At 50.6% G+C, this 26,787-nt stretch carries 26 protein-coding genes; 14 read left to right on the plus strand and 12 right to left on the minus strand.

What is annotated here, in order from left to right:
- Window positions 1-18: 18 nt before the first annotated feature.
- The 6 genes from BMW93_RS07855 to BMW93_RS07880 form a co-directional block, all read right to left on the minus strand.
- Window positions 19-360, minus strand: a complete 342-nt coding sequence (locus tag BMW93_RS07855) for a heavy-metal-associated domain-containing protein (RefSeq protein WP_090374673.1) — start codon at window positions 358-360, stop codon at window positions 19-21.
- A gap of 18 nt (window positions 361-378) precedes the next feature.
- Window positions 379-615 carry a heavy metal-binding domain-containing protein gene (locus tag BMW93_RS07860; RefSeq protein ID WP_090374674.1) on the minus strand — a complete coding sequence of 79 codons (237 nt, stop codon included), beginning with the start codon at window positions 613-615 and terminating at the stop codon, window positions 379-381.
- A 57-nt stretch (window positions 616-672) separates the two neighbouring features.
- On the minus strand, window positions 673-1,242 hold the full coding sequence (locus tag BMW93_RS07865; RefSeq protein ID WP_090374675.1) for an AraC family transcriptional regulator: 570 nt from the start codon (window positions 1,240-1,242) through the stop codon (window positions 673-675).
- Window positions 1,243-1,249: 7 nt separating this feature from the next.
- Window positions 1,250-3,475, minus strand: coding sequence for a TonB-dependent receptor (locus BMW93_RS07870; protein ID WP_090374676.1), 2,226 nt, complete (start codon window positions 3,473-3,475; stop codon window positions 1,250-1,252).
- A 92-nt stretch (window positions 3,476-3,567) separates the two neighbouring features.
- Window positions 3,568-4,032, minus strand: a complete 465-nt coding sequence (locus tag BMW93_RS07875) for a hypothetical protein (protein ID WP_090374677.1) — start codon at window positions 4,030-4,032, stop codon at window positions 3,568-3,570.
- Between the two features lie 98 nt (window positions 4,033-4,130).
- A complete protein-coding gene (locus BMW93_RS07880; protein ID WP_090374678.1) occupies window positions 4,131-4,340 on the minus strand; it encodes a heavy-metal-associated domain-containing protein in 210 nt (69 codons plus the stop codon).
- Between the two features lie 264 nt (window positions 4,341-4,604).
- Between BMW93_RS07880 and rhuM the strand changes: the two genes are divergently transcribed.
- A complete protein-coding gene (gene rhuM, locus BMW93_RS07885; RefSeq protein WP_229240265.1) occupies window positions 4,605-5,525 on the plus strand; it encodes a virulence protein RhuM/Fic/DOC family protein in 921 nt (306 codons plus the stop codon).
- 18 nt (window positions 5,526-5,543) lie between these two features.
- Here rhuM and BMW93_RS07890 read toward each other — a convergent pair whose 3' ends face one another.
- Window positions 5,544-7,772 (minus strand): cation-translocating P-type ATPase, encoded by a 2,229-nt coding sequence (locus BMW93_RS07890; protein ID WP_090374680.1) that lies wholly within the window; start codon window positions 7,770-7,772, stop codon window positions 5,544-5,546.
- Between the two features lie 226 nt (window positions 7,773-7,998).
- Here BMW93_RS07890 and BMW93_RS07895 point away from each other — a divergent pair, with 226 nt between their 5' ends.
- The gene (locus BMW93_RS07895) at window positions 7,999-9,102 is read left to right on the plus strand and encodes a lactonase family protein (protein ID WP_090374681.1); all 1,104 of its coding nucleotides are present in this window, start codon (window positions 7,999-8,001) and stop codon (window positions 9,100-9,102) included.
- Window positions 9,103-9,133: 31 nt separating this feature from the next.
- Here BMW93_RS07895 and BMW93_RS07900 read toward each other — a convergent pair whose 3' ends face one another.
- The gene (locus BMW93_RS07900; RefSeq protein WP_090374682.1) at window positions 9,134-10,540 is read right to left on the minus strand and encodes a TlpA family protein disulfide reductase; all 1,407 of its coding nucleotides are present in this window, start codon (window positions 10,538-10,540) and stop codon (window positions 9,134-9,136) included.
- Between the two features lie 105 nt (window positions 10,541-10,645).
- Between BMW93_RS07900 and BMW93_RS07905 the strand changes: the two genes are divergently transcribed.
- Complete coding sequence (locus tag BMW93_RS07905; protein ID WP_090374683.1) at window positions 10,646-11,416, plus strand: YdcF family protein; 771 nt, start codon at window positions 10,646-10,648, stop codon at window positions 11,414-11,416.
- A 12-nt stretch (window positions 11,417-11,428) separates the two neighbouring features.
- Here BMW93_RS07905 and pfkA read toward each other — a convergent pair whose 3' ends face one another.
- Window positions 11,429-12,403, minus strand: coding sequence for a 6-phosphofructokinase (gene pfkA / locus BMW93_RS07910; RefSeq protein ID WP_090374684.1), 975 nt, complete (start codon window positions 12,401-12,403; stop codon window positions 11,429-11,431).
- A gap of 322 nt (window positions 12,404-12,725) precedes the next feature.
- Here pfkA and BMW93_RS07915 point away from each other — a divergent pair, with 322 nt between their 5' ends.
- From BMW93_RS07915 to BMW93_RS07925, 3 genes are all read left to right on the plus strand, one after another.
- On the plus strand, window positions 12,726-15,221 hold the full coding sequence (locus tag BMW93_RS07915) for a hypothetical protein (RefSeq protein WP_090374685.1): 2,496 nt from the start codon (window positions 12,726-12,728) through the stop codon (window positions 15,219-15,221).
- On the plus strand, window positions 15,218-15,745 hold the full coding sequence (locus tag BMW93_RS07920) for a YfiT family bacillithiol transferase (protein WP_090374686.1): 528 nt from the start codon (window positions 15,218-15,220) through the stop codon (window positions 15,743-15,745). The genes BMW93_RS07915 and BMW93_RS07920 overlap by 4 nt, the downstream gene beginning before the upstream one ends.
- 156 nt (window positions 15,746-15,901) lie before the next feature.
- Entirely contained in the window at window positions 15,902-16,654 is a 753-nt protein-coding gene (locus tag BMW93_RS07925) for a GDSL-type esterase/lipase family protein (protein ID WP_090374687.1), read from the plus strand.
- A 105-nt stretch (window positions 16,655-16,759) separates the two neighbouring features.
- On the opposite strand, the gene BMW93_RS07930 is transcribed toward BMW93_RS07925, so the two are convergent.
- Window positions 16,760-17,263, minus strand: a complete 504-nt coding sequence (locus BMW93_RS07930) for a hypothetical protein (protein ID WP_090374688.1) — start codon at window positions 17,261-17,263, stop codon at window positions 16,760-16,762.
- Window positions 17,264-17,418: 155 nt separating this feature from the next.
- Here BMW93_RS07930 and BMW93_RS07935 point away from each other — a divergent pair, with 155 nt between their 5' ends.
- Entirely contained in the window at window positions 17,419-17,787 is a 369-nt protein-coding gene (locus BMW93_RS07935) for a hypothetical protein (RefSeq protein ID WP_090374689.1), read from the plus strand.
- A 22-nt stretch (window positions 17,788-17,809) separates the two neighbouring features.
- Here BMW93_RS07935 and BMW93_RS07940 read toward each other — a convergent pair whose 3' ends face one another.
- Window positions 17,810-18,811: an aldo/keto reductase gene (locus BMW93_RS07940; protein ID WP_090374690.1), complete on the minus strand. Its 1,002-nt coding sequence runs from the start codon at window positions 18,809-18,811 to the stop codon at window positions 17,810-17,812.
- A 174-nt stretch (window positions 18,812-18,985) separates the two neighbouring features.
- Window positions 18,986-19,894, minus strand: coding sequence for an AraC family transcriptional regulator (locus tag BMW93_RS07945; RefSeq protein WP_090374691.1), 909 nt, complete (start codon window positions 19,892-19,894; stop codon window positions 18,986-18,988).
- 367 nt (window positions 19,895-20,261) lie between these two features.
- Here BMW93_RS07945 and BMW93_RS07950 point away from each other — a divergent pair, with 367 nt between their 5' ends.
- From BMW93_RS07950 to BMW93_RS07980, 7 genes are all read left to right on the plus strand, one after another.
- Entirely contained in the window at window positions 20,262-20,717 is a 456-nt protein-coding gene (locus BMW93_RS07950; RefSeq protein ID WP_090374692.1) for a carboxymuconolactone decarboxylase family protein, read from the plus strand.
- Entirely contained in the window at window positions 20,710-21,534 is an 825-nt protein-coding gene (locus tag BMW93_RS07955; protein ID WP_229240266.1) for an isocitrate lyase/phosphoenolpyruvate mutase family protein, read from the plus strand. Before BMW93_RS07950 ends, BMW93_RS07955 begins: the two co-directional genes overlap by 8 nt.
- 136 nt (window positions 21,535-21,670) lie before the next feature.
- A complete protein-coding gene (locus BMW93_RS07960) occupies window positions 21,671-22,249 on the plus strand; it encodes a helix-turn-helix domain-containing protein (RefSeq protein WP_090374694.1) in 579 nt (192 codons plus the stop codon).
- 306 nt (window positions 22,250-22,555) lie between these two features.
- Window positions 22,556-23,260 carry an HAD-IA family hydrolase gene (locus BMW93_RS07965; RefSeq protein ID WP_090374695.1) on the plus strand — a complete coding sequence of 235 codons (705 nt, stop codon included), beginning with the start codon at window positions 22,556-22,558 and terminating at the stop codon, window positions 23,258-23,260.
- A 30-nt stretch (window positions 23,261-23,290) separates the two neighbouring features.
- Entirely contained in the window at window positions 23,291-24,412 is a 1,122-nt protein-coding gene (locus BMW93_RS07970; protein ID WP_090374696.1) for a TIGR03364 family FAD-dependent oxidoreductase, read from the plus strand.
- A gap of 16 nt (window positions 24,413-24,428) precedes the next feature.
- Window positions 24,429-25,391, plus strand: a complete 963-nt coding sequence (locus BMW93_RS07975) for an alkaline phosphatase family protein (protein WP_229240267.1) — start codon at window positions 24,429-24,431, stop codon at window positions 25,389-25,391.
- Window positions 25,392-25,425: 34 nt separating this feature from the next.
- Window positions 25,426-26,784 (plus strand): aspartate aminotransferase family protein, encoded by a 1,359-nt coding sequence (locus BMW93_RS07980; protein ID WP_090374697.1) that lies wholly within the window; start codon window positions 25,426-25,428, stop codon window positions 26,782-26,784.
- Window positions 26,785-26,787: the final 3 nt, after the last annotated feature.

A 26,787-nucleotide genomic window follows, 5' to 3' on the forward strand; every position in this document is an offset into this window, starting at 1 on the left:
ATGAAGTAGTTTTTTTGATTAATGTGCCGCGGCGGTTTTGCGGCAGCAGCTCGGCAGTTTGTCATGCGCCTTCTGAACGGCAGGCAGCTCGTCGGCGTCGTAGCCGGTTTTGTTGATCGTCGCCTTGATGGCCTCCGTAGTCGTTTTGTCCGGGTTGTATTTCACGGTAATCACCTTATTGGAAAGGTCGAGGTTCGACTCTTTCACACCTTTCGAAAGGCCGAGGTTACGTTCGAGGCGAGCTTTGCACATTTCGCAAATGGCCGAGGTCTTGATTTTTACTTCTTTCGTACCGTCGGCATAGGCGATATTCAGGCCCAGTAACAGGGCTGTCATGATGCTTAAAATGGTTGTTTTCATAATGCAATAGATTTAAAATCAATGTTGATGTGCTGTCGTATCGGTTTCGGCCAGGGCTACTTCCTGCAATTCCATTTTGCAAACCGGGCATTTGCCGGCCTCGGCGTAGGTTTTATCGCCTTCGCATTGCATCGGGCAGGCGTACTTTTTCTCACTTACCGCGTGTGTTTCGGTGCCGGCAGACTCCTTTTCAGTTTTATTACCCGAACAGGCGGCGGACAGGAGCAGCAGGGAAGCAATAATGATTTTGTTCATACAGTTGAAGCTTAAATTATTGATAATCTATATTTTATACTCAGTGAATTTCGATACCTATTGACCTACCTGATCGAGCGCGGTACGCTGCGATGTGCCTTTCTTGAACTCCCCGGGCGTCATGCCGGTCACTTTTTTGAACTGGTTGCTCAGATGCGCCGTGCTGCTGTAAGCGAGGCGCCACGCTATTTCGCTTAATGTAAGTTCGTTATAGGAAAGCCATTCCTTTACCTTTTCAACTTTCTGGGCAATGATATATTGCTCGATCGTCTGCCCGGTTTCGGAAGAAAACAAGTTGCTCAGGTACGAGTATTCATATCCGATTTTCTCCGACAAATAATCTGAAAAATTCATCTGCGAGGGTTTATTACCTTTCAGGTTCTGCACCTCGTCGATCACGAGCGTCTTGATATGCTCCACCAGCGCCAGACGGCGGTCGTCGAGCAACTCGAAACCGCTGGCTTCAAGCACCGCTTTTACCTCCTGCAACTTATCCGCATTCACCTCGGCAATAGTTTCCACCTCGCCAAGTTCTACGAAATTCAAGTCGATCCCCAGCCCGTTCAGTTCCTCCCGCACCACCCGCTTGCAGCGGTCACATACCATATTTTTAATATATAATTTCATAATGATATCATCTGATAATCTTATAACGCATTCCCGCATAAATCATTCGCCCTACTACCGGCCCCCAGGCCATTCCCGCATCGAAATGCTGCCCGAATGGCTCGTTAGCACCCATGATCGGGTCTTTCTGACGGAAGTTGGCCAGGTTTTCGCCGCCCAGGTAAACGTCCCATTTCGGGAAGGTACGCGTTATTTGTGCATTGAAATTGTAGAACGAAGGCGCCCAGGTCGATGCCAGGTCGGTCGGCACGTGATGGTCGGGAACGTGGCCCATGTACGGCAACCGCTTTTTACCATTCCATTGTACCGTGGCGTCGAACTTCCATTTATCGTACGGCAGGGCATACCCGGCATTGAATAGCACACGGTCGCGGCTCACCATCATTCTCGGCTGCAAGGTGTTCTCGTCATATACATTGCGGATCGTCTGTTTCACGTCGAACAGGCGGTAGGCCAGTTTCAGCTCGAGGCGTTTAACAGGTGTCAGGTTCGCTTCGGCCTGGAAACTGTTGGCATATGCCCTTCCTTCAAGATTGTAGAAGCGAATGTAGCGCGGATCTTCCATATCGGCCACGAGCTGGTTATCGAAATTGGTCCGGTAGAAATCCATGATAAAATTCCCGCTCATTTCGCCGATTTTGAACTCTTGCGTAACGCTGGCGCCGTAATTCCAGGACACTTCCGGCCGGATCGCTTCGCGGAAAACCACATCGCGCGAGCTCACGAGGTTGCCGTAATATTCCGCCAGCGGATTTGCGACCCTGAAACCGCGGCCCACGGAAGCGCGCAGGGTGGTCTGGTCGGTCAGGCTGTATTTCAAATGCAGGCGCGGCGTCCATTGCGTGCCGTAAAGGTTATGGAAGTCCACGCGGCCACCTGCCACCATTACGAATTTGTCGAGGTAATTATAGGTGTATTCAAAGAATGCGCCGGGCACCGATTCGTTCCGTTTCAGTCGAATATCCTTATAAACTTCGTCATAGTTATCGAGCATATAGCTGATACCTGTCTTGTAGGAATGATTGGTATTGCCGATGATTGACTGGTAAATCAGGTTTCCGTACAGCGTTTTTTGGGTACCATCGTAGTTATTGAGGCCAAAATAGGATTTGGAATCGTGAATAGATGCATTCAGAATCAGTCCCAACCCTTTGTAAGGTTGCTCGGGGAACAGCCGCGCAATTTTGGAGAAAAACTCGTAACGGTTCACCTTCGCACCGAAACCGTACGCTTGCGTCGTGCCTTTCATCCCGCGTTCGAAACTCTTCTGGCCACCCAGCCGATCCTCGTATAATGCTTTCACGCCAAACTGTGCCATTAATTTATCGCCCTGGTATTTCCAGCGGTTAATGGCATTGTACTGCGTGTAAAGGGGCAGGTCCAGGAAGCCGTCGCCGTTTTTGTCGATGCGGTTGCGCAATGTGCTTCCGTGCGTGAGCAGGCCGGTGCTCCATTTTTTGTTCAGCTGGTGCGCGAGGTTCAGGTTTACTTCACCTCGGCCAAAATTGTTGACGTAGGTATTCAGGTACAACTTCTCCTGCGTATCGGGCTTTTGAAGCTCCACATTGATCTGCCCCGTCATCGATTCGTAACCATTCACCACCGAGCCGGCGCCCTTGCCGACGTCGATCGACTGGACCCAGGTTCCCGGAACGAAATTGAGCCCGAATGTGGAGGCTAGTCCGCGAATGGAAGGGATATTCTCGACATTGGTTTGAATGTAGGTCCCATTCAGGCCAAGCATCTGGATTTGTTTGGAACCGGTCACCGCATCGCTGTAAGAAACCGAGACGGATGCATTGGTTTCGAAACTTTCGGAAAGGTTGCAGCAGGCCGCTTTCGCCAAAGCGCGGGTGGTGATAATTTCAGTTTGATGGGGAGAAAGCCTGTCGATAGACGTATTTCCGGCGCGGATCGTCACCTCGTCGAGCGTCTGATCGCTTTGAAGCACCACTTGCAAATCACTTTCCTGGCCGATCTTAATGGTATCGTTGCGAAACCCGACGAAGCTCACCACCAGCAGCGCCGATTGCGCCGACCGCGGAATACTGAACCGGCCATTTTCGTCGGTAGCGGTCGCATTTGTGGTTCCCGCCCAATAGACGTTGGCTCCGGTAATCGGTTTCAGGTTCTTGGTCTGCGGTTCCTGTTCGTTGACCGAACCGGTTATACGTTGTGCGTAAATGCAGGAGGATATCAGTAAAAGCAATCCTCCCAAAAGGTATTTGTTCATGATTTCATGGATTCATTGGAATAAGAGATTCATTGCTGAAACCGTTGGCCGGAAGGCAGGCGGTTTTGCATTAATGCTGTTATTCAATGAAATCAGATCAGGAACGACTGGATAAATGCGAGCATACTTCTCCCATGAAGACGGGAAGAGAAGGATATATCGGTGGAAAAGAAGGCGGCAGGAAGCGTCCATTCGGCACGGATGAACTGGTAGCGCGTAACCGACCAGGTAACCCCGGTGGCGACCGATTTAAGCAGTTTTGCATGCAATTGCGAATCCACCGAGGCTACATTCAGCTTTTCGAGCTTCTGGCTTTCCTTGCAGCAAGGTGTTTTTTGGAAGGATGTGCCCTTGGCCATTTTCAGCGCCGCACTTTTGGCGCAGCAGGAAGAAACGGCTTTGGGTTTGCAAGAATTTTCTTTGGATTTGCCCACCAACTGCATCGACTTGCCACCCATCATCGCGCACTGGCGTTCCGTGAGCACGAACCCGGTGCTGCTTAGCAGGACCAGGAAGGCCATCAGGACGGTGATCGATCGGTGCAGTTTGTTTTTCATTTGAATGCTGGCAAAACGTTTTCAGGCTATTGGCAATGCTATTTTCACGGCTAATGCATTGGCCCGAAATTGGGGTTCCGGGCCAAAAATACTAATTATCAGGCGATTTCCTCCGCTACATATCCAGCCTTTTTGATCAGCTGCTGAATTTCTTCCGGCGAATGGCTCGTCTCCACTTTCAGTACCCGATCCGAACTTTCCAGATCGATCGTCCAGTTTTCGACATTTTCATCTCCATTCAGGAATGGTGTAACGGTAGCGACACATCCGCCGCATTTAATATTGGTTTTGAATTGTAAGGTTTCCATGGTTACTAAAATCTCCCGCTCCGGGCGGAATGTGTTGTTTTAAATTGTCTTACAAATATCGCTGGCGGGTTGCTATCGAGTATTACAGAATTGTGGGGTGGCGTTACAGAGTTTTTGGGTGATGCGATGACTTCTACAAGCTGTTACCCATTCTGTGACATAGCGTATCAATAGTGAAATTCTAATCATTAAAAACACTATATGGACGCTACATCTAATTCACAACACGGTGAAATCCTTCTCTATGAATCAGAGGAAGGTAAAATGACTCTTCAAGTACAACTTCAAAATGAAACCGTCTGGCTGACGCAGGCGCAAATGGCGGAGCTATTTGGGAAGGAAAGATCTGTGATCTCGAAGCATATTTCTAATGTTTTTAAAGAGGATGAGCTTGTCCGAAAAAGCAATGTGCAATTTTTGCACATTGCTTTTTCGGACAAGCCAATTGCGGTTTATAGTCTGGATACGATCATTTCTGTCGGCTACCGTGTGAAGTCCAAACAAGGAACGCAGTTTAGGATCTGGGCTAACCGGGTTTTGAAGGATTACCTGATCAAAGGCTTCTCGGTACAGGAAAAGTTGAAATCCGATCAGCTGGCAAACCTGAAAAAGACAGTTGGCTTACTTGCTAACGTTATCCGGCGCAAAGAACTCACCGCGGTTGAAGCAACAGGCCTCATTCAGGTGGTGACGGATTATGCTTATGCCCTTGATATCCTTGACAGGTATGACCATCAAGCGCTAGGAATTGAAGGAGTATCGGAAAAACAGCTTTTTGTCATCACTTATGACGAAGCCATTTCGGCAATCCGGGGGCTTCGGAGCAAGTTTGAAGGCCACACCTTTTTCGGTAATGAAAAGGACGACTCATTTAAAAGCTCGATCAACACGATTTACCAGACATTTGATGGTGTGGAACTCTATCCGAGCATCGAGGAAAAAGCTGCGAATCTGCTCTATTTTATCATTAAAAATCACTCATTTACAGACGGTAACAAGCGAATCGCCGCATTGATCTTTGTATGGTTTCTGGAACGAAACAATACGCTGTATAAACCGGATGGCTCCAAACGACTTGCGGATAATGCATTGGTGGCGCTGACACTGATGATAGCCGAAAGTAGTCCGACGGAAAAGGACATAATGGTAAAAGTGGTAGTAAGCCTTATCAATCAAAACAATTAGGTTCACTACCACGAAATTTTACAGCCGCGCCCCTTTCAGCCGCAAACTATTCATCACCACCGAAACCGAGCTGAGGGCCATTGCAGCGCCGGCGATCATCGGATCGAGCAGGAAGCCGTTGACGGGGTAGAGGACGCCGGCGGCGATGGGAATGCCGATGACATTGTAGATAAATGCCCAGAAAAGATTTTGTTTGATGGTGACCACGGTTTTGTGGGATAGTTTTAAGGCTTTCGGCAATGCCAGGAGGTCGGAGGTGATGAGCGTCATCTTGGCTACGTCCATGGCGATGTCGGAGCCTTTGCCCATGGCTACGCTCACGTCCGCCTGCGCGAGGGCCTGCGAGTCGTTGATGCCGTCACCGACCATCGCGACGGTCTTGCCCTCAGCCTGCAACTTTTTGACGAACTGCATTTTATCATCCGGTTTTACCTCGGCCTGGTAGCTATCGATCCCGACTTGTGCCGCGACAGCCGTGGCCGTCTGTGCATTGTCGCCGGTTAGCATATGTACTTCAATGCCCTGTGCTTGCAGCTTTTGAACGGCTTCGCGGGAGGTGGGTTTCAATTGGTCGGCGATGGCGACTAGCCCGGCATGCTGCCCGTTAATCGCGATGCCGATCACGGTTTTGGCCTGGGCAGTCAGTACCTCATAAGCGGGTTGAAGCTCCGAAGCAATACGGATATGCTCTTTTTCGAGGAATTTCAATGTGCCGATCACGTATTCACTGCCGTTGGCGACGCCGCGTATCCCGCTACCTGTCATCGATTGGAAATCAGAAACGTCGGTTTTGATATCGTTTTCAATGTATTGCACGATGGCTTGCGCGAGCGGGTGCTCGGAACGTGCCTCGAGGGCTTTCACTGCCGCCAAATGCGTTTCGTGATCTTTCAGCGTGCCGATCCATTTCCAATCGGTTACCTCAGGGCGACCTTCGGTGAGCGTACCGGTTTTGTCGAGTATTACGGCATTCACTTTGTAGGCTTTTTCCAGGCTTTCAGCGTCGCGGATCAGGATATTGTTTTCAGCACCCTTGCCTACGCCTACCATCATGGCCGTGGGCGTGGCGAGGCCAAGCGCGCACGGGCAGGCGATCACAAGTACGGACACGGCCGTCAGCATAGCGTGTGTAATGGCATTATCACCACCCAAAAGCATCCATACAACGAATGTAAGAATGGCAATACCTATTACGATAGGCACAAATATGCCCGCGATGCGATCCGCGAGTCGTTGAACGGGCGCTTTACTGCCCTGCGCGGCCTGGACGGTTTTGATAATCTGCGCAAGCACCGTTTGCTTACCCACTTTTTCGGCGATGAAAGTGAAGCTGCCGGTTTGGTTGAGTGTTCCCGCAAATACGTTGTCGCCGGGTTTCTTTTCGGCCGGGATCGGCTCGCCGGTCATCAGGCTTTCGTCCACAAACGAGCTTCCGCTGGCAACTTTGCCGTCTACGGGGATTTTTTCTCCGGACCGGATAATGACTTCGTCGCCCGGGATTACCTCGCGTGCCGGTATTTCCATCTCGCCGCCGTCGCGATGTACCCGTACGGTTTTGGGTTGCAAGCCGATCAATTTCTTCAATGCATCGGAAGTATTCGATTTGGCACGCTCTTCAAGGAGTTTTCCCAGTAAAATGAAGAAGATAATGACGGCCGCAGCCTCAAAATACACATGCGGATGCAGGCCGCGTGTGTGCCAGAATGCGGGAAAGAACGTATTGAACGTACTGAAAAGGAAGGCGACCCCGGTACTGAGCGCTACCAGCGTGTCCATATTGGCTTTGCCGTGCTGCGCCTGCCTCCACGCATTCACGAAAAAGTCCCGTCCGAAAATAGCCAGCACGGGCACGGTCAGCGCCAGCATAATGTAGTTGGCGTAGGCCCAATCCATGAAGAACATGCCCAGTACCACCACCGGCGCTGTGAGTATGCCGGTATAAATGGCCTTGTTTTTTAAATTCTGGTAATGCTCCTGCTGGATTTTTTCCTGTTCGGCGATCGCGTCTTCCTCGTTTTCTTCAATAATGAGCCCGTAGCCGATGCTTTGCAGCACGCGGTCCATTTCGGGGAGGTCAACGAGCTCGGGGTCGTAGGATACGGCCACCGACTGGTTGGCATAATTCACCGCGGCATTCGTGATCCCTTTCGTATGGCCAAGCATCGATTCTACGCTCACCGCACACGCCGCGCATGACATACCGGTGACCGGAAGTATTGCTTTTTTTATATCTGTTGTCGTTTCCATTGTCTTTCAGAATTGGTATACAAAAATAAAATCCAACTCTGCCGGTAGCATTACACAATTCTGGCCGTGCTTTGCAAGATTCATAGAAACGGGCTGCCAGGCGAGGTGCGTGCCGTTCGGGACGTTCTGGTTTGATTTTAATGCTACTTATCTGGCAAATTAACATTAAAAAAGCCTTTTGCCTCCCTTTCCCAAGCATTGAAGGGATTCATTTAAAACACAAACAATGAAAAAACTGCTGTTATCCATTGCATTACTTTCGGCGGGTTTGAAAGCCTTCGCGCAGGATAGAAACGTTACATTCTACGTTGGTACCCAGGACAAAGGGGCAAATTCTTCGATTACCCGCTGCGAACTGAACCTTGCCTCGGGCCAGATTACGCTCATCGATACGATCAATAAGTCGGTCGCGCCCGGTTATGTGGCCATTTCACCCAACAAGCAGAATTTGTATGCGATCGGGTCGGATAATAAAGTGTCGGCCTACGCGATCGGCGCTGACCGGAAGCTTACCTTTTTGAACAGTCAGTCGTCGGAAGGAATGGGCCCCTGCCATGTGTCGGTGCACCCGACGGGCAAAATGGCTTTTGTTTCAAACTACGGCGGCGGAAGCTTTTCGGCTTATAATATAGAAACCGATGGAAAACTGAGCGCGCCCGTTTACAAAGAGCAATATACCGGTACCGGGCCTAATACGAAACGCCAGGAAAAAGCCCACGCGCATTTCGCGACGGCAGGTCCGGACGGGAAGTACGTGTATGTGACCGATTTGGGAAGTGATAAAGTGATGAATTACAGCGCCGACGCCAATGCCGGGAAACTGACGCCGAATGCGGCCCAGCCGTTTTTCTCAGGCAAAGCCGGTGCCGGTCCGCGCCATTTGGTTATCCATCCTTCGGGCAAACGACTGTTCCTGCTCAACGAGCTCGAAGCTACCATAACGGCCTGCTCGATCGATAAAAAGGGGGTAATCAAGGAAATTAAGACGTATCCGACGATCCCGGCGGACTATTCGGGTCCTGCAAACACAAGCGCCGCGGTGCATTTGCATCCGAACGGCAAGTTCGTGTATGTGTCAAACCGCGGGCATAATTCCATCACGGCATTCAAAATATTGAGCAATGGCGAGTTGGAAATGGTGGATCAGCAGACGAAATCCATCGCTACCCCGCGCGATTTCAATATCGATCCGACGGGCAAATACCTGATTGTCGCGAACCAGGCTTCGGATAACCTCGCGGTGTATGATATAAACGCAGAAACGGGCAAGTTCACGTTCAAGCACGAAAGCATTGCCGTGAAGCTGCCCATTTGCGTAGCATTCCTTTAAGACAAATTTAGATGGCGTTTGAGCAAAATGGTCAGAGTTTTCTGGCCATTTTGTTTTGGTAGTAATTCAAAAAGTCTTCCAATTGCTCGACAGGCATCTTGCGGGCGATGATCTTTTTGTTTTTATCCAGAATGTAGATCGTCGGCGTCGTTACCACGTCGAACTTCCGGTTGAAATCGATCTGGTTCAGGGCGTCATAGCCGTTGATCAGTTCTTCGAGGTGATATGTTTTGACGAAAGTCTTCCATTCCTCGATATTGTGCTCGGTCGAAATGGCCATTACCTTGATGCCGTTGGCCTTGTTTTTGTCGTAAAACGCTTTCAATACCGGCGAAGCTTCCTTGCAGTGCCCGCAGGTAGGCGCGAAGAAGAACAGGACGGTGTAATTTGCCTCGATGGCTTGCACGCTTACTTTTTTACCGGCAGGGTCGGTCAGGGTCAATGCGGGGAAAGTTTTATTCACGAGCAAATCCTTCATCGTCGCGACTTTGTCGGCGATGCGTTTTTTTACATCCTCCGAAACTTCCATTTCGCCGGAGAGGTAATATTTATTAGCCATATAAACCCAAACGGCCTCAGTTCCTACCGTTTTGGGATTTTCGTATTGGTTGGTAATGTAAAATACCGTCCAGGATTTCAGGTCTTTGTTCGGTGAAACCTTTTTCACCATCAGGTCGGCGTCTTTGATAATCGAGTCGGGGACCTGCACCACCAGATTCTTGAAGTACCGCTCTATTTTGGGCTCGTAAAATGGGGTATTCATGATCCGCGGATCGGAGAAATCGAAAGCGTCCCAGTAATGTGCCTTGTAATAGTTGAAGACCCACATCGAATCGGTTTTACCGTTGGCTAACTTCGGTGCGGCGGGAATTTCGGGATCGGCGGACATTTTGAGCAACTGCGACGTGAAGCTTCCGGCGTTTTCGGACAGCAATTTCTTGCGGTAAGTGCCAAATCCCTCCTGAATTGTGCGGATACGTGCCTGGGCCTCCGGTGTTGTCTGCTTGCTTAACACCTCGATCTCCTTGCTGCCTTTGGCTAATTCTTTTCGATAACCGTAAAAAAGCTCGTTTTCTTTGGAGCCGGTAATTTTGATCGACGTGTTTACATCGGCAGTATCGGCTTCGATTGCGATATGGTTTTCCTTTCCGGAATAGATCAGCTCGATCATTTTCTGGTTACCGGGGAAGAGGATCACGTAAAGGCCACCCGGAAGCGCCGTTTTGCCTTCGAACACGACCTTGCCATTGGCGTCGGCCCTGGCGGTGTCTTTGGGGACAAATTGCGAAGCGTTCCGATTGTAATGCCCGATAACGAACGACGAATCGCGCATTCCCCTAATGGTGGCTTCGATGTGGTACTCCTGGGAATAAGCAGTGGAAAACAGACCGAAAATGGCCAGTATCAGCAATAGGTAAGTGCGGGTATAATCTCTCATCAGGTTATGGAAAGTTTGCTTTAAAGCTGTTTATTGGATTATTTCAAATCTTGAAGTCTGTAAAATTAACTTCAAAACGCTAACATCAACAGGGTTCTTATCCAAATGTTTTATTTTCTCTCCAAAGCCTTCGACTTCCTCATAATGCCTTTGAGCGTTGTGTTCTTTATACTTATCTACTCATTTTTTACAAAAAACACCCGGCATCGGAAGCTGGCCGTGGGTTTGGCGATCGTGCTGCTGGGGCTGGCATCCAATTCGTACCTGGTGACGAAGGCCATCAACGCATGGGAGCCCAGGTTCGTCAATCTCAGCGAGGTCAGGGAAACGTATGATGTAGGTATTCTGCTGTCGGGCGGACTCATCACCATGAGTACCCCGAGACAGGACCATCCGTCAGTAGGTAACCACGGCGACAGGATCCTGCAAACTTATCTGCTCTACAAGCATGGTAAAATCAAAAAGATATTGATTACAGGAACAAGCGGGGAATTGCTGATGGCCAAGAAGCAAGGTGAAACACGCCAGGCGGCGGAGTTACTTGCAAGCTGGGGTGTGCCCGCAAATGACATTCTGTTCGAGGAAAGGGCACGTAACACGCGTGAAAACGCCGTTTTCTCGGGCCGAATCCTGAATAAAATGTTTCCTTCCGGAAAATACCTGCTGATTACTTCCGCATTTCACATGCGCCGGTCGGCCGGGTGTTTCGAAAAAATGGGAATCCAAATTGACCCCTTCCCGGCCGACTTTCGTGGGGGATATAACCGGTTGACTGTTCACAGCATGATACCGGACCCCGATGCCTTCGCGTACTTTTGTATGCTATGGCATGAATTCGTAGGTTATATGGCGTACAAAGCAGTAGGCTACTGCTAAATCCGGATTGTATTATACACTCAGGATCTTCACCATTCTCAACAAATCTTCGTTGATCGGTTTCGGAAGTCTGATCGTGTCTTCGAAAGGCGTATATACCAGCTCATTGTTTATGATACCCGCCATGACATTCTTTTGTCCTGCGATGAGGCCTTCCAATGCACCTAATCCAAGGCGGCTTGCCAGGATACGGTCGTAGGCGGAGGGCGTTCCCCCGCGTTGGGTGTGGCCCAGTGTCGTTACACGGATATCCGCGTTTTCGTCCACCTGAACCTTGATTTTATCGGCTACCTCCTGGGCGCTGCCTTCTTCGTCTCCTTCCGCTACAATGATGATGGAAGATGATTTCGAACGGCTCCATCCCAGTTTAAGGGTTTCTACAACCTGAGAGATCGGCGTCAGTACTTCTGGAACCATTACGAGCTCCGCGCCGCCCGCGATACCCGACTGGATGGCAATGTAGCCGGAGTCGCGGCCCATTACTTCGATGAAGAAGATACGGTCGTGCGAGCTGGCGGTGTCACGGATACGGTCGATCGCGTCCAGCGCGGTGTTTACCGCCGTATCGAACCCGATAGTATAGTCGGTGCCGTACAAATCATTGTCGATCGTTCCCGGTGCGCCCACGGTAGGGATACCGTACTCATTGCCGAAGATCATCGCGCCGGTGAAAGTACCGTTACCGCCGATGGCGATCAGTCCTTCTATGCCGAGTGCCTGCAAGTTGTCGTATGCCTTCTTGCGGCCTTCGGGGGTCATAAATTCCTTGCTTCTTGCCGATTTGAGGATAGTACCTCCTCTTTGAACTATATTGCTGACCGAGTGAGACTCCATTTTGTAGACATCACCGGCGATCATTCCGCTATATCCTCTTCTGATTCCAAATACTTCAATACCATGGTAGCATGCTCCGCGTACTACCGCCCGGATGCAGGCGTTCATACCAGGGGCATCTCCTCCTGAGGTAAAAACTCCAATTCGTTTCATTTAATAATTTCGGGTTACTTCTAATCTTTCTATGTACAGCTGCAATTGAACCTTAAAAGGCACAATTTCCGCAAATTTATCCGGTATTTTCTTAAAATATATGCCTTGATTCTTAATTATGTTAAAAAAATGCCGGAACAAGAATCGTTTTCATCATCTCAAACATATACCAATACTCCTATATTTGCGCCGGTTAATGGAAATTTAATATCCCTCAACCGGCGTTCGTTGCTACTATTACTGTTTGAAAAGTCATATTTAGGGCGGACCGTGTGCGGTACCGCTTTCATCCGAAATCAACCCGTAGATTAATATTACCAAAATGAAAAATCTGTTCTCCTGGCAACGTCTCTGGCCTCACCTGGTGGCTGTCATCGGTTTCATGATCTTATCCGTCGCTTACGTTTCACCCGTGCTGCAAGGCAAGAAACTCAGCGCTACCGACGAGATCCAGGCACAGGGCGCGGCGCGGGAGGTAATCAACTATAACAAGCAAACCAGTGAATGGTCGTGGTGGACCAACGGCATGTTCGGCGGGATGCCGTCGTACCTTGTAGCTGCCGATTATCCGACGAGCATTTCAACCAAAATCGGGCAGGGGGTGAACAAACTGCTTCCGGCACCGGCCAACTACTTCCTGATCGGCATGGTCAGCGCATATGTGCTGTTCCTCGTGCTCGGGGCGGGCGGCTGGCTGGCTGCCATAGGGGCCGTGGCATTCTCATTCTCCTGTTTCAACGTCATAAACCTCGAAGCCGGGCATATTTCGCAGGTGATCGCGATTATGTACGCGCCGGGTGTACTCGCGGGCGTGATCCTCGCTTTCCGGCGTAACTGGCTGGCCGGAGCGGCGCTTACCGCGCTGTTTCTCTCGCTGGAATTATATGCCAACCACGTGCAGATTACCTATTACCTCGGCATCGGCATTGTGATACTGGTGATTATCGAGAGTAATACATTGATCAAAAAGGGCCTTGCGAAAGACCTGGCGCTGGTACTCGGCGGGCTTGCGCTCGCGGCGGTTGTAGCGGTTGGGACGCACACGACGCGCCTTTGGAATGCTTATGATTATACCAAAGAAACGATCCGCGGCAAATCGGAGCTTACCACAGGCGCGAAAAAGGCGGACGCGAAACAGGGCGACGGGCTGGATAAGGAGTATGCATTTACATACAGTTATGGTGTAGGCGAACTACTCACACTGGTGATCCCGAATGCCTACGGCGGCGCTTCCACCGGGCCGCTTTCGAATAACTCTGAAACATATAAGACATTGACCGGCCGCGGCATCGACGCGACTAATGCACAGAGTATCATTCAGCAATTACCACTCTATTGGGGCGATCAGCCTATTATGGGCGGGCCGAATTACATCGGTGCTATTGTGTTCTTCCTCTTCGTGCTTGGGTTGTTTATTGTTAAAAATCCATTGAAATACTGGGCTGGCGGTGTGGTCGTGCTTTATGTGATCTGGGCGCTCGGGAAGAGTTTTGCGGGGATTAATTACCTGTTTTTCGACTATTTTCCGATGTTCAACAAGTTCCGGGCGATGACGATGGTGATCTCGCTCGCGCAGTTGCTGATGGTACTTGTGGGCGTTCTGGCATTAGCCACCATCGTTCAGAAGAAGATTACCGCAAAAGAATTACAAAAGCCTTTCCTGATTTCGGTAGCCATTACCGGCGGCCTTATGTTGATTATGGCATTGTTGCCGGGGCTGTTTTTCAGCTTTAAAGCGGCGAACGATCCTATGGCAGCGCTGGCACAACAGTATGGGCAACAAACGCAAAGCCCTGAATTTGGTCAGCAAATCCTGAATTCGGTCATCCAGGACCGCGAAGGCCTTATGAAAGGGGATGCGATCCGTGGTTTGATTTTTATTGCGCTAGCGGCAGCACTCGTGTGGTTCTACGCGCAGGATAAGCTGAAATCTACGGTGTTTTACAGCGTAATGCTCGTGCTGGTCATCTTTGATTTGTTCGGGGTTGATAAAAGATATCTCAACAATGAAGACTTCGTAAGCGCTTATGTAGCCCAGGGCGTAAGAACGCCTTCTCCGGCCGACGAACAGATCCTGCGCGATACCGATCCGGATTACCGGGTTTACGACGTTGCTTCCCAGGGTGGACCGTTCAACAGCGCGCAGGCATCGTATTTTCATAAATCATTAGGAGGATACCACGCCGCGAAAATGCGTCGCTACCAGGAGCTTTTCGAAAATCAGTTTTTTACCGAGAAGCCGAATATGGAAGTCCTGAACATGCTGAATGCAAAATATTTCATCACGCCGGATCAGCAGGGTAACAAAGTAGCGCAGCCCAATCCGCAGGCTTACGGACATGCATGGTTCGTAAAATCATTCAAAGTTGTACCGAATGCGGATGCCGAAATGGCCGCGTTAGGTACGGTTAATCTGCGTACGGAAGCGGTAGTGGACCAGCGGTTTGCGTCCAAACTGGAAGGCCTCAAAGAAGGCCCCGATTCGACGGCCAAAATCAGCCTGATTTCGTATAAGCCCAATGAACTGGTTTACGAAACAAACGCCAATGCAGAAGGATTGGCTGTATTCTCGGAAATTTACTACAATGTCCGCGACGAGTGGCAGGTGACGATCGATGACAAACCGGCCGATATGTTACGCGCGAACTATGTGTTACGCGCACTTCGCGTACCCGCGGGCAAGCACACGATCAAATTCCGCTTCGAACCGGTTTCGGTGGCCGCCGGTAGCAAAATTGACCTCGTAAGCTCATTGCTGTTGGTCGGGCTGGTGGCGGGTGCCCTTTTTGTTGAATCCAAAAGAAAGAAAACCGCATGACCGACCGCCGATACCCCATTGGGCCCATTGCATTGAAAGAGACCTATTCGGGCGAGGAAATTCGGGAATTCATACGCATTATCGCCGAAATCCCGTCCGAGTACCGGAAGCGCGTCGAGAACCTTTCGAATGAGGACTTGCTGAAAACCTACCGTGAAGGAAGCTGGAATATCCGGCAGCTTATCCACCATGTTGCCGACCTGCAATTTGTGCATTACCTGCGGATGAAAAAGGCCATCACCGAGCCGGATTACGACGAGGTGACGATGATCGACATGAATGCCTGGGCCCACACGCCCGATTCTCTGAATATGCCTGTTGAGGCTTCATTGGCGATTTTTGAGGGTACGCATACGCGTTACGCCTATCTCGCAGCCGCGCTTACGGAGGAACAGTTTGCCCGCCGGTATTACCATCCCGCACGCAAACTCTGGTTTGACCAAAAGCAGGCATTGGCGATGTCCGTTTGGCATGTACGGCATCACCTGGCGCATATCGATCTGGCATTGGGGAATATCGGGTAAAAATCGCGTTCGCTACCTGACTGCGGGCATTTAGCCTGAGGAAGCAGATGAAAGTGTTGGTAAAATGATGTTCTTTTTTTCGGTAGGATTTGCGGCCCCGGCCTTTTCTTAAACATTGTTCGAAACTGTTTATCGCTCCCAATCCCGGCATTTCCGATGAAAATCAAGACACTTGTTGCTGTATTCCTGCTGATTTCTGTCAACGTCTTTTCCCAGGCCAAACTGAGCATTGTGTTCATTGGCAATAGCATTACCCAGGGCAAAGGCGGAGACAACGGCTTTCCGCCACCAACACACGCCGTAAACTACCTAAAAGCACAGAAGGGTGTCGACGATGTTTTGTATGCCAATGCAGGCAGAAGCGGTTCCACCACCGTCGACTGGCTACCGGAAACGGGCAAATATTTCGCGCTCGCTACCACCGCTGCCGACAGCTTGTACCTCCAAAAAGACCATCAGTTGCTGTTTTCAGTGAAATTGGGCACTAACGACAGTGCGATACAGGGCCCTAACGGGTCGCCGGTTTCGAAAGAAAACTATAAAAAGAATGTGCAAACGATCGTTTCGGAGCTGCTGAAACGCTATCCGGGCAGTAAAGTGATCATTCACCACCCCATCTGGTACAGTACGAATACCTACAATCGCTCGAAATACCTTGCGGAAGGATTGGAACGGCTGCAAACCTACGTTCCCGAGCTCGACGCGCTCATCGACGAGTATAAAACCACCGAACCCGGACGCGTTTTCAAGGGTGATACGAAAGCATTCAAGTATTTCAAAAAGCATTATCTCAAACTATTCAAGCCGGAAAATGGCCAGCAGGGCGTGTTCTACCTGCACCCTAATGTGGAAGGTGTAGCTGTTCTGGGCGAGTTTTGGGGAAAGGCGATTAAGAAAAATGTGCTTTAATGCATGACAGCCCCCGAAACCATCGACTAACTCAGACAATGGATGTAAGCACCAGTCTAATTCGTAGCGGGGGCCGTTCTCCGCATAATCGGCTCATAACTTCGCCTAATCTTTCCGCACCGGCCGTAATCCCTTCATCGCCTTTAACCCGATAGCCGGGCTTTGTGCCGGAATGGATAGCAGTTTCTCTTCCGTTTCAGGTTCCGAATATTCGCGGTAGCCGGCCAGGTAGCGTTCGATGATGAAATCTTCCTCCCGGTCGAACTGGACGGAGGGCTGGTCGATGAGCGCGGAAATATTGTACAACTTTTTGTGCCAGATCAATGCATTCAGGTCGCCGTTGAAATGGTAGTGGTTTTCAAAACCGCGATCGAATTTGAAAACGATCGGCTTGCCCGCGTTCGCGAGCAGGCTTTCGGGGGTGCCCGTGAGCGTGATCGGAATGTATGTTTTCTTATCGTAAATAAATCCTCCGTGGGTGTTTTTGATGTATTCCCGCATTTGCCGCGGCGCGTCGCCTACCAGCAGGACATCGACAAGCAGGATGTGCCCGGCGGCATAAAACTGTCCCGGATTCTGGATTAGCGGGAGTTGGGAGATTCGGATCATGAATGACTATTCCTTGATGTGGATGTAAAATTAGCTAACATTCCGATTGTCACAATCATCCCGCGGTGCATCAGAATTTGAGATAACAATTTTTATAAAAATCATTTGTAGCAGTAAATCAGGCGGGATATATTGGGCGGAAATATACTGTCACCATGGTAAAAACATACAGATTTATCGCCCTCCTCGGCGACGGTCGCGAAAGGTATAGCGACAAGGAATTGAATGCAGAATGGCCCACTGAGCCGATCGTCATCGATGCTTTCGGGTTTTCGGATGTTTACCGGTATTCGGGCGTGGTTTTTCTGAGTGAAGAATGGTTTGGGAAATACAGTAAAAACTGGAAGAACGACACCACGGAGATCGATAAGCTGCTCGTCAATCTTGTCAAATATTCAGTGAAAGACGTGCATTCCGAAAACCTGGCCAAAATTAAAAGCTACCTGGCTTCTCCGCCCGAAACGGTCGAAGAAGCCGCAGCGCTTTGGCGATCGTTTTATGATCCTTCCTTAAAAACCATTTAAGGCCCTGGATTGAAATCCGAGGTTAATGGTTAACCATTTTCATGGCGCCTTCGCTGTATCTGGCCCCGGTGTCGGGGTAACGGGCAATGAGGGCGTCGATGGTTTTCAGGTCTTCGGCTGAAAGCGCTACGTCGACGGCTTCCGCGTTTTCTTCGAGGTATTTGCGCTTTTTGGTGCCCGGGATCGGGATGATGTCGTCGCCTTGTGCGAGTACCCATGCGAGCGCGAGCTGCGCGGGCGTGCATTGCTTGCCCGCGGCGATTTCGGCAAAGCCGCTCACGAGTCTGGCATTGTTGTCGGCGACATTCTCCTGGTAGCGTGGCAGCGAACGACGGAAATCGCTTTCCGCCAGCGTTTCCGTGTTCAATGTGTTGGTAACCAGTCCTCTGGCTAGCGGCGAGTAGGGTACAAGCGAAATGCCCAGCTCGCGGACGGTGTCGAGTATCGTTCCTTCCACATCGCGGGTAATCACCGAATATTCGCTCTGCAATGCGGCGATGGGATGCACGGCGTGGGCCTTGCGGATGGATGTGGCCGAGGCTTCGCTCAGACCGAGGTAACGCACTTTGCCCTCCTTTACAAGCTCCGCCATAGCGCCTACCATTTCTTCCACGGGTACATTAGGGTCGACGCGGTGGGCGTAATAGAGGTCGATGGTGTCGATTTTTAGTCTTTTCAGGCTGTTTTCAACGGCTACTTTCATCCAGGCGGGCGAACCGTCGAAATAGGCGCCAGCCGAGTTGCGCGGCGCGTTGACATTCTCGCCGTACCGGAAACCGAATTTGGTGGCTATGAAAATTTTGTCGCGGTTCGGTACCAGGACCTGCGATATCAGTTTCTCGTTTTCGCCATTGGCATACATATCGGCGGTATCCCAGAAATTGATCCCGAGGTCGAGGGCGCGGTGCAGTGTGGCAATGCTTTCGGTGTCGTCGGCAGGGCCGTAGGCGAAGCTCATGCCCATGCAGCCGAGTCCGATAGCTGATAATTTTTCTTCTGTTTTCCCAAGGTTTCTGTATTGCATCTGTTTGTTGGCTATCGGCTGGGGTAACTAGTCCGTGACTTCCAGTGGGGAACTTCCATTCCGGGACTTCCAGTCCGGGTGAATATTGCAGTTTTCGAAATTATTTTTACAATACAAAACTACGCCCGGACAATGCCCGGGGTTTTATAGTTTTCAAACAGATCTTTATAAAAATCACACAGCTCCGGCGCGTACGTTCCCAGGCGTGAGGCCGGTTTGTTTCTTGAAGAAAATATTGAAATAGGCGGGGTATTCGAAGCCCAGGCTGTAAGCGATCTCCGACACGTTCCAGCTGGTATGGTTGAGCAATGCCTGCGCTTCCTTGGTAATGCGCGCCGAAATGTGCTCCGTCGTGGTTTTGCCGGTAATTTCCTTTACCGAGCGGTTCAGATGGTTGGCATGTACCGAGAGGCTTTGGGCATAATCGTTGGCCGTTTTCAGGCGCAATGCATTTTCGGGCGTGTCGATCGGAAATTGCCGTTCAAGTAGCTCCATGAAAAGCGAGGTAATGCGCGCCGAAGCGTTGATCTGCCGTTCAAAAGTCTCCGCAGGCTGCATTTTCATGGCTTCGTGGATGACGAGATGCAGATAGTTACGCAGCATTCCATACTTATGCGGATAGTCGGATTCGATCTCCGCCATCATCTTTTTAAAAATCATCGAAAGTTCCTTTTGCTGCTGCTCATTCACGAAATACACCGGATTCGCCCCGATTTTGAATAATGGCGAATCCTGCAAAAAGTCCTTGCGCTCGGCCGGATGGACGAAAGTTTCGGTGAACAATGTAAACCAGCCCAGCTGCGATTCAGAGACCGCTTCCCACGAATAAGGCACCATCGGGTTCGAGAAAAGCAATGCAGGACGATCTATTTCGATCCATTTGTCGGCATAATGCAGGCGCCCGGTACCAATGATGAAAGATACCTTATAAAAGTCGCGGCGGCTGTACGGCGTCTTTTTGTAGCATGAATTCCTTTCGAACACATTGAAATGTCCTATTCCTGCATTGTTCAGCGGGAGACTGGCTGCATTGGCTTGTGGAACGCGGCGATAAAATTCCTGGATAGATTCAGTATGGTTCATAGCGTAGAATTATAAAATTCAAATAGCACATCCGGTATTGAAAGTTTCCGGGAAGCGGGAATTAATCACTTTTTAATTTCGAAGTAAGTAACATATCTGGTAGATTGGACTATTGGAAATATCCTTAAATGGATCATGCAGGTAGTCCGCGGGGGGGGTAATTTTGAATGACTGAATGACTGAATGACTGAATGACTGAATGAGTGAATGAGTGAATGAGTGAATATTTTACTGCCTTTTCAATCATTCTTTCGTTCCTCGGCGGCTCATTCACTCATTCACTCATTCACTCATTCACTCATTCACTCATTCACTCATTCACCCATTCACCCATTCACCCATTCACTTACTCATTCAATCATTAAAAATGTCGTTCCGCAAACCAACCAGTGAACTTACTCCCAAGGCATTCGCAGCTGTGCGGGAGCTAGAAAAGTATGTGGCCTCGACCGGCCTCGACGCAGTACATTATAAGCTGATCAAAATCCGCGCCTCGCAGATCAACGGGTGCGGGTATTGCCTGGACAGGCACGCGCGCCAGGCCCGTGAGTTAGGCGTGACCGAGCAGCGTATTTATATGTTGAGCGCCTGGCGTGAGGCCAGCATTTATACGGAAGAAGAAAAGGCGATCCTGGCGCTTACCGAGCAGGTGACGCTCATCAGCCAGGGTGGTGTAAGCGATGCGGTGTACAGCCGGGCCGTGGAACTGCTGGGAGAGGAGTATACCAAGGCCGTCGTGATGGGCGTAGTGGCGATCAGTGCGTGGAACCGGATCATGATCACCGATCAGGTGGCTGTTAATGAGGTAGAAAACTATGTTTAACAGTCGCCCTATCCAGATGAACAGTCAGTCGGAGAAGGCTGATTTGCTCAAAAAGCTGCACCATAGCGGCAAAATGCTCGTGTTACCCAATATATGGGACGCTGCCGGCGCGGTAATGCTCGAAAACCTGGGTTACCCGGCCGTGGCGACGGCCAGTGCAGCCATTGCGCGTGCGCACGGGTACGAGGATGGCGAGCGGATTCCGTTCGACTTGTTGCTGGCCATCGTGGCGCAGATCGTGAAATCGGTTGGTGTGCCGGTGACGGTGGATATGGAGGCCGGTTATGCGGCCGATCACGAGACGTTGAAATCGAATATCCGTCGCCTCATCGCCGCGGGTGTGGCGGGCATCAATATTGAAGATTCCGATGTGCGCACGCGCGAATTGCTGCCGATCGGTGAGCAGGTGGAAAAGCTGAAACTGATTATGCGCGTCGCCGAGCGCGAAAACACCAGACTGTTCATCAATGCCCGCACGGATGTTTTTATCCTGAATGCTGCTTTGCCCGAAGATCAGAAGCTCGCGCAGGCGATCGAACGCGGGCGTGCATACGTGGAGGCGGGCGCGGGTAGCGTGTACCCGATCCTCGCCACGGAGGAAGAAACGCTCAAAACACTGGTAAATGCATTGAAAGTGCCCATAAATGCCATCGCCAAGACCGGTGCGCCCGACTTCGACGTACTGCAAAAGCTGGGTGTGGCACGCGTGAGCTTCGGGCCGAACCTGCACCGCGCGACATTGCTGTCGATGGAGGCGTTGCTGAAAAATGTGAAGGAAAGCCTGAGTCATCGGCCGGTTACCGACCTGCTCATGTGACCGAATGATCGTTTTTTGCGTATAGTATTGAAATCTCCCGGTGGCCGCAACCGGGAGATTTTCTATTTTTAGACCAAAATTAGGATTTACTTTATACTATATTCAGCGAACTTAACCCGTAATCACGCTCAGCATTATGCAGGAGGACATTCTTTTTCAGATCAGCAATAAGTTAAAAGAAGTCAGAAAAAGTAAGGGAGTTACCCTTCAGGAGATTGCCGACGAGGCGGGTGTGACGAAAAGTCTTGTGTCCCAGATCGAAAACAGCCGCACGATCCCCTCGTTGCCGGTGATGCTGGGGCTGATCAAGGCGCTGGATATCGACTTGAACGTGTTTTTTAAGGACATCATTTCAACGGCGCCGGGCGAAAACGTGCTGGTCCGGCGGAAAGAGGACTACCAGCCTTTTACGAAGGAAAACGCGAAGGGTTACTTCTATCAGCGGATATTCAGCAAGCAATTCAAGGACAACCATATCGACGTCGTACTGCTGCGGCTCGAAAAGGATGCGAAGCGGCCGATGGTGCGCACCAATGCATTTGAATTCAAATACGTCCTTTCGGGAGCGGTTGAATATACGGTAGGAAAAAATAAATATATCCTGAACCAGGGCGACTCGATGTTTTTCGATGCCAATGAGCTGCACAACCTCAAATGCAACGAATGCGACGAGGCGATGCTGCTGGTTATTTACTTCTTCAACGAGGCTCAATAGGGCTATCCGGAAAATCTTTCTTGTTAAATATTAATTAACATTTACTTAACTTCTAAATGGGGCGGGTTCACTAGTTTTGCGGTGATCAGGGGTTTTTCATGCTTGATTTTAAATATTAGTTAACTTTTTCTTGCGTTTTAAGAGATTTTCAGATATTTTTCAGCTGTAAATCAATGAGCACTTCGAGTGTGGAAGATGTTTAAGTTGAATTTCACTAAACATTTTGAGGCTAAGAACTCCCGGATTGCGAAGCGGACATTGTTTTCGTAAAAGTTCAGTATTAGTTCACCAATTATACCCAATGAGATGTCGATAGAACTGGTAGTTTTCGATATGGCAGGTACGACTGTCAAGGATAAAAATTTTGTAGGGATCGCATTCCAGCAGGCGATGGCGTCGCAGGGATATGAGATCGCGATCGAAAATGTGAACCCGCTCATGGGTTACGAGAAGCCTTTGGCTATTAAAATGATGCTCGAAGTGCGCGAGTCGGACAAATCGAAGATCACCGAAGCGCTCGTGGATGCCATTCATACGCATTTCGTGAACGGAATGATCGAATTCTACAAGACCACCACCGAAATCGCGCCGCTGCCGAATGTGGAGGAAACTTTCGCGGCGCTTCGCGAAGAAGGGATCAAAATTGCATTGAACACAGGTTTCTCCCGCGACATTGCCGATGTCATTATCAGCAGGCTGGGTTGGGAAGATAAAATCGATTACCTCGTGGCCAGCGACGAGGTGCCTTATGGCAGACCGTATCCCGACATGATCCGTAAAATCATGGCCGAACTGGGTGTGGAATCTGCGGAGCACATTGCCAAAGTAGGTGATACCGAGGTGGATATCAATGAGGGAATTAATGCCGGGTGCAAGTACGTGATCGGAATTACTACCGGTTCGTTCACACGCGAAGAGTTGCTGCCTTACAAGCCCACGCACATCATCGATGATATTGCGGAGGTACCGGGCATCATTTCGGCGAGCCACGAAATGGCTGTCAAAGGTTAATTCACTCACATTCATATCGGATTGAAAAGCATGAGCAAATCTGCGATTGTCATCGGCGCGGGGATTGTAGGACTGGCAACGGCAAGGGCTTTGGCCACAAGAGGTTATCGGGTAACGGTTATCGAACGTTCTTCGCAGGCCGTGGGCGCGTCCATCCGCAATTTCGGGATGGTATGGCCGATCGGTCAGCCGGAAGGTACATTATATGAAAGGGCGTTGCATGCTAAAAGCATCTGGAAAGAGGTGCTGGCGGGTGCGAAATGCTGGTCGCAGGAGGCGGGAAGCCTGCATATGGCCTACCACCAGGACGAGCTGGAAGTGATCCAGCAGTTTGTGGAAGTAAGCCCGTACCGGCCGGTCAGTTTCCTGAATGCGGAACAAACGCGGGCAAAATCGCCGGCGGTGAATCCAGACGGCCTGCTGGGCTCGCTGTATTCGGCGGACGAAATGATCGTTGACCCGCGTGAGGCCATTGCGGCCATTCCGGGTTATCTTACTGAGGCATTGGGCGTCACATTTATCTGGAATACGGCTATTTCAAAAGTGGAATATCCTGCCGTGTATTCGGGTGCCAGAAGCTGGTCGGCGGACGAGATTTTCGTTTGCAGCGGGCAGGATTTTGAAACGCTTTACCCGGAGCAATTTTCGGCGGCGCCACTTACCAAATGCAAGTTGCAGATGATGCGCCTCGAAGCCCAGCCCGACGATTGGCGGATCGGTCCGGCATTGTGTGGCGGGCTGTCTTTTATCCATTACCACGGGTTCAAAGCGGCGGCGTCGCTGCCCGGCCTGAAAGCCAGGTACGAACGGGAATATGCCGAACATCTCAAATGGGGCATCCACGTAATGGCCTCGCAAAACGGCCTGGGCGAGATCACAGTGGGCGATTCGCATGAATATGCGCTTACATTCGATCCGTTCGACCGGGAATTCATCAATACCATGATCCTCGATTACCTGGGTACATTCGCGCAGTTCAAATCGCCGAAAGTGTTCCAGAGCTGGCACGGGATCTACCCTAAAATGACCAATGGGGCCACGGAGATCGTGCTAAGGCCCGAAAGTGGCGTGACGATCATCAATGGTCTCGGTGGAAACGGCATGACCCTTTCGTTCGGGCTTTGCGATGAAGTAGTTGGCGGAACTTACTGATCCTAAATTCTGATATATGTTTGCAAAAGTTTCCTGCGCATTGGCGGCGTTTTCGCTGACGCTGGCCGCATTTCATTCCCCGCTGCGACAAGTCAATGCCGACGAAAAGCCGGTGGGTATCGAACACGTTATCGTGATTGGCGTCGACGGGCTGAGCCCCGACGGCATCAAAAAAGCCGAAACGCCGAATATCGACTGGATGGTGGCGGGTGGCGCCGTAAAATGGAACGTGCGCACGGTACTCACTTCTGCAAGCAGCCAGAACTGGGCGTCGATGATCATGGGCGCGGGGCCGGAGCAGCACGGCATCATCAATAACGATTGGGAGATGGACAAACACACGCTCCCGCCGATCGTGCAGGAGGCGGACGGTCGTTTTCCGACGATTTTTAGTATTTTACACAAAGCGAAGCCCGGTGCGGAAATCGGTGCGGTATACCATTGGGGCGGTTTCGGGCGGTTATTCCAAAAGAATGCGGTGAATTACGACAAGCATTTTTCCACGGAAGATTCTACCGCCACTGATTTTATTCAATATATCAAGAACAAAAAGCCGGTACTCGGCTTCGTGCATTTCGATCACGTCGATCACGCCGGCCACCACGACGGGCACGGCTCGAAGCCGTATTACGATTCTGTTACGAAGGCGGATTCGTTGATTGGTAAAATTCTGACAGCCATAAAAGATGCCGGTATCGCAGAAAAAACGCTGGTAATCCTCTGGGCCGACCACGGCGGAATCGGCAAAGGCCACGGCGGTGCCACACCGCAGGAAGCGGAGATAGCCGGTGTGTTTTATGGTGCGGGTGTGAAGAAGGGTTATTTAGTAAAACAGCAGGTTTATACTTACGATCTCGCGTCGACGATCGCATTTGCATTCGGCTTAAAACAGCCCTATGCGTGGATCGGTCGTCCGGTGAGGCCGGTTTTCAATGGACTGAATGAGCCTGAAAACCTTTGGCTTGGTGAAAAACAGTAGATTAGTCCGAAGCATTTAACCCTGAACCCCGCGCATGGCAGCTGTACACAACCGAACGGAAGGCGACATTAACTTATCATCCGCGCGACAGGACTGGTATGCGGTCATCAGCGACCCGGAGACATCCGGTTACCTGCATGAGGATTCGGAATACTTTCTGCATCAGTCGCTTTCCACGCCTTGCCTGGACGTGCTCGCTTCGTGCGAGGGCATTTACCTGACCGACGTGCAGGGCAAGCGCTACATGGATTTTCACGGCAACAACGTGCATCAGCTCGGCTACCGGCATCCTTACGTGATCGAAAAGCTGAAAGAGCAGATGGATATCCTGCCGTTTTCGCCACGGAGGTATACCAATATGCCGGCCATTGAATTGGCTAAAAAGCTCGGTAATCTCATGCCGGGCGACCTCAACCGCGTGCTTTTCGCGCCCGGAGGTACGTCGGCGATCAGCATGGCATTGAAACTCGCCCGCATTGTGACGGGCAGGCATAAAGTGGTATCGCTCTGGGATTCGTTCCACGGGGCGTCGCTGGATGCCATTTCTGCGGGCGGCGAGCTCGATTTCCGGAAAGATATGGGGCCGCTGATGCCCGGTGTGGAGCGTATTCCGCCGCCGATGACCTATCGCGGACCTTTTGCCGCAGCCGGTAATGGAGATGTCCCTTATGCAGATTATCTGGAATATGTCATTGAAAAAGAAGGAGATATCGGAGCATTTGTGATCGAAACGATCCGCAATACCGATGTGCAGATTCCCTCGCAGGCCTACTGGAAGCGCGTGCGGGAGATTTGTACCAAACATAAAGTCCTTCTCATTCTCGACGAAATTCCCATCGCATTCGGGCGTACGGGCAGGATGTTCGCATTCGAGCATTATGGCTTCGAGCCGGACATCGTTTGCCTGGGCAAAGGGCTCGGCGGCGGTGTTATGCCGATGGCCGCCATCGTGGTGCGGGATAGCTATAATGTGGCTCAGAATGTATCGCTGGGTCATTTTACGCATGAAAAAAGCCCGCTGGGAAGTGTGGCTGCATTGGCCATGCTGGATTTTATAGAGCAAAACGACCTGCTCGCCAAAGTGAATGCCGATGCGGCGTTCATGCGGGAAGAACTGGAAAAACTGAAAGAAAAATATCCGCTCATCGGCGAGGTGCGCGGGATCGGGCTTTTGTGGGGTGTGGAGCTGGTGAAAGACCGTGAAACGAAGGAAAAGGCGGTGCAAGAGGCGGAGTTAGTAATGTATGAATGCCTTAAAAACGGTTTGAGCTTCAAAGTGTCGCAAGGGAATGTGGTGCAGCTTTCGCCGCCGCTCATCATCACCCGCGAGCAACTGACAGAAGCATTGCAGATTTTGGAAAAAGCCATTGAAACGGCTTCGGTTTTGGTATAAAAA

It is taken from the genome of Dyadobacter sp. SG02 (genome assembly GCF_900109045.1).
GTDB lineage: Bacteria > Bacteroidota > Bacteroidia > Cytophagales > Spirosomataceae > Dyadobacter.

Excerpts from the sequence above, each read along its gene's own strand:
- BMW93_RS07895 (WP_090374681.1), top strand. The coding sequence starts at position 7,999 with ATGAAAAAACTGCTGTTATCCATTGCATTACTTTCGGCGGGTTTGAAA.
- pfkA (WP_090374684.1), bottom strand. The coding sequence starts at position 12,403 with ATGAAACGAATTGGAGTTTTTACCTCAGGAGGAGATGCCCCTGGTATG.
- BMW93_RS07860 (WP_090374674.1), bottom strand. The coding sequence starts at position 615 with ATGAACAAAATCATTATTGCTTCCCTGCTGCTCCTGTCCGCCGCCTGT.
- BMW93_RS07970 (WP_090374696.1), top strand. The coding sequence starts at position 23,291 with ATGAGCAAATCTGCGATTGTCATCGGCGCGGGGATTGTAGGACTGGCA.
- BMW93_RS07930 (WP_090374688.1), bottom strand. The coding sequence starts at position 17,263 with ATGATCCGAATCTCCCAACTCCCGCTAATCCAGAATCCGGGACAGTTT.
- BMW93_RS07920 (WP_090374686.1), top strand. The coding sequence starts at position 15,218 with ATGACCGACCGCCGATACCCCATTGGGCCCATTGCATTGAAAGAGACC.
- BMW93_RS07955 (WP_229240266.1), top strand. The coding sequence starts at position 20,710 with ATGTTTAACAGTCGCCCTATCCAGATGAACAGTCAGTCGGAGAAGGCT.
- BMW93_RS07940 (WP_090374690.1), bottom strand. The coding sequence starts at position 18,811 with ATGCAATACAGAAACCTTGGGAAAACAGAAGAAAAATTATCAGCTATC.
- BMW93_RS07875 (WP_090374677.1), bottom strand. The coding sequence starts at position 4,032 with ATGAAAAACAAACTGCACCGATCGATCACCGTCCTGATGGCCTTCCTG.
- BMW93_RS07865 (WP_090374675.1), bottom strand. The coding sequence starts at position 1,242 with ATGAAATTATATATTAAAAATATGGTATGTGACCGCTGCAAGCGGGTG.
- BMW93_RS07915 (WP_090374685.1), top strand. The coding sequence starts at position 12,726 with ATGAAAAATCTGTTCTCCTGGCAACGTCTCTGGCCTCACCTGGTGGCT.
- BMW93_RS07965 (WP_090374695.1), top strand. The coding sequence starts at position 22,556 with ATGTCGATAGAACTGGTAGTTTTCGATATGGCAGGTACGACTGTCAAG.
- BMW93_RS07980 (WP_090374697.1), top strand. The coding sequence starts at position 25,426 with ATGGCAGCTGTACACAACCGAACGGAAGGCGACATTAACTTATCATCC.
- BMW93_RS07975 (WP_229240267.1), top strand. The coding sequence starts at position 24,429 with ATGTTTGCAAAAGTTTCCTGCGCATTGGCGGCGTTTTCGCTGACGCTG.
- BMW93_RS07960 (WP_090374694.1), top strand. The coding sequence starts at position 21,671 with ATGCAGGAGGACATTCTTTTTCAGATCAGCAATAAGTTAAAAGAAGTC.
- BMW93_RS07905 (WP_090374683.1), top strand. The coding sequence starts at position 10,646 with ATGTTTTATTTTCTCTCCAAAGCCTTCGACTTCCTCATAATGCCTTTG.
- BMW93_RS07870 (WP_090374676.1), bottom strand. The coding sequence starts at position 3,475 with ATGAACAAATACCTTTTGGGAGGATTGCTTTTACTGATATCCTCCTGC.
- BMW93_RS07935 (WP_090374689.1), top strand. The coding sequence starts at position 17,419 with ATGGTAAAAACATACAGATTTATCGCCCTCCTCGGCGACGGTCGCGAA.
- BMW93_RS07900 (WP_090374682.1), bottom strand. The coding sequence starts at position 10,540 with ATGAGAGATTATACCCGCACTTACCTATTGCTGATACTGGCCATTTTC.
- rhuM (WP_229240265.1), top strand. The coding sequence starts at position 4,605 with ATGACTCTTCAAGTACAACTTCAAAATGAAACCGTCTGGCTGACGCAG.
- BMW93_RS07890 (WP_090374680.1), bottom strand. The coding sequence starts at position 7,772 with ATGGAAACGACAACAGATATAAAAAAAGCAATACTTCCGGTCACCGGT.
- BMW93_RS07945 (WP_090374691.1), bottom strand. The coding sequence starts at position 19,894 with ATGAACCATACTGAATCTATCCAGGAATTTTATCGCCGCGTTCCACAA.
- BMW93_RS07950 (WP_090374692.1), top strand. The coding sequence starts at position 20,262 with ATGTCGTTCCGCAAACCAACCAGTGAACTTACTCCCAAGGCATTCGCA.
- BMW93_RS07925 (WP_090374687.1), top strand. The coding sequence starts at position 15,902 with ATGAAAATCAAGACACTTGTTGCTGTATTCCTGCTGATTTCTGTCAAC.
- BMW93_RS07855 (WP_090374673.1), bottom strand. The coding sequence starts at position 360 with ATGAAAACAACCATTTTAAGCATCATGACAGCCCTGTTACTGGGCCTG.
- BMW93_RS07880 (WP_090374678.1), bottom strand. The coding sequence starts at position 4,340 with ATGGAAACCTTACAATTCAAAACCAATATTAAATGCGGCGGATGTGTC.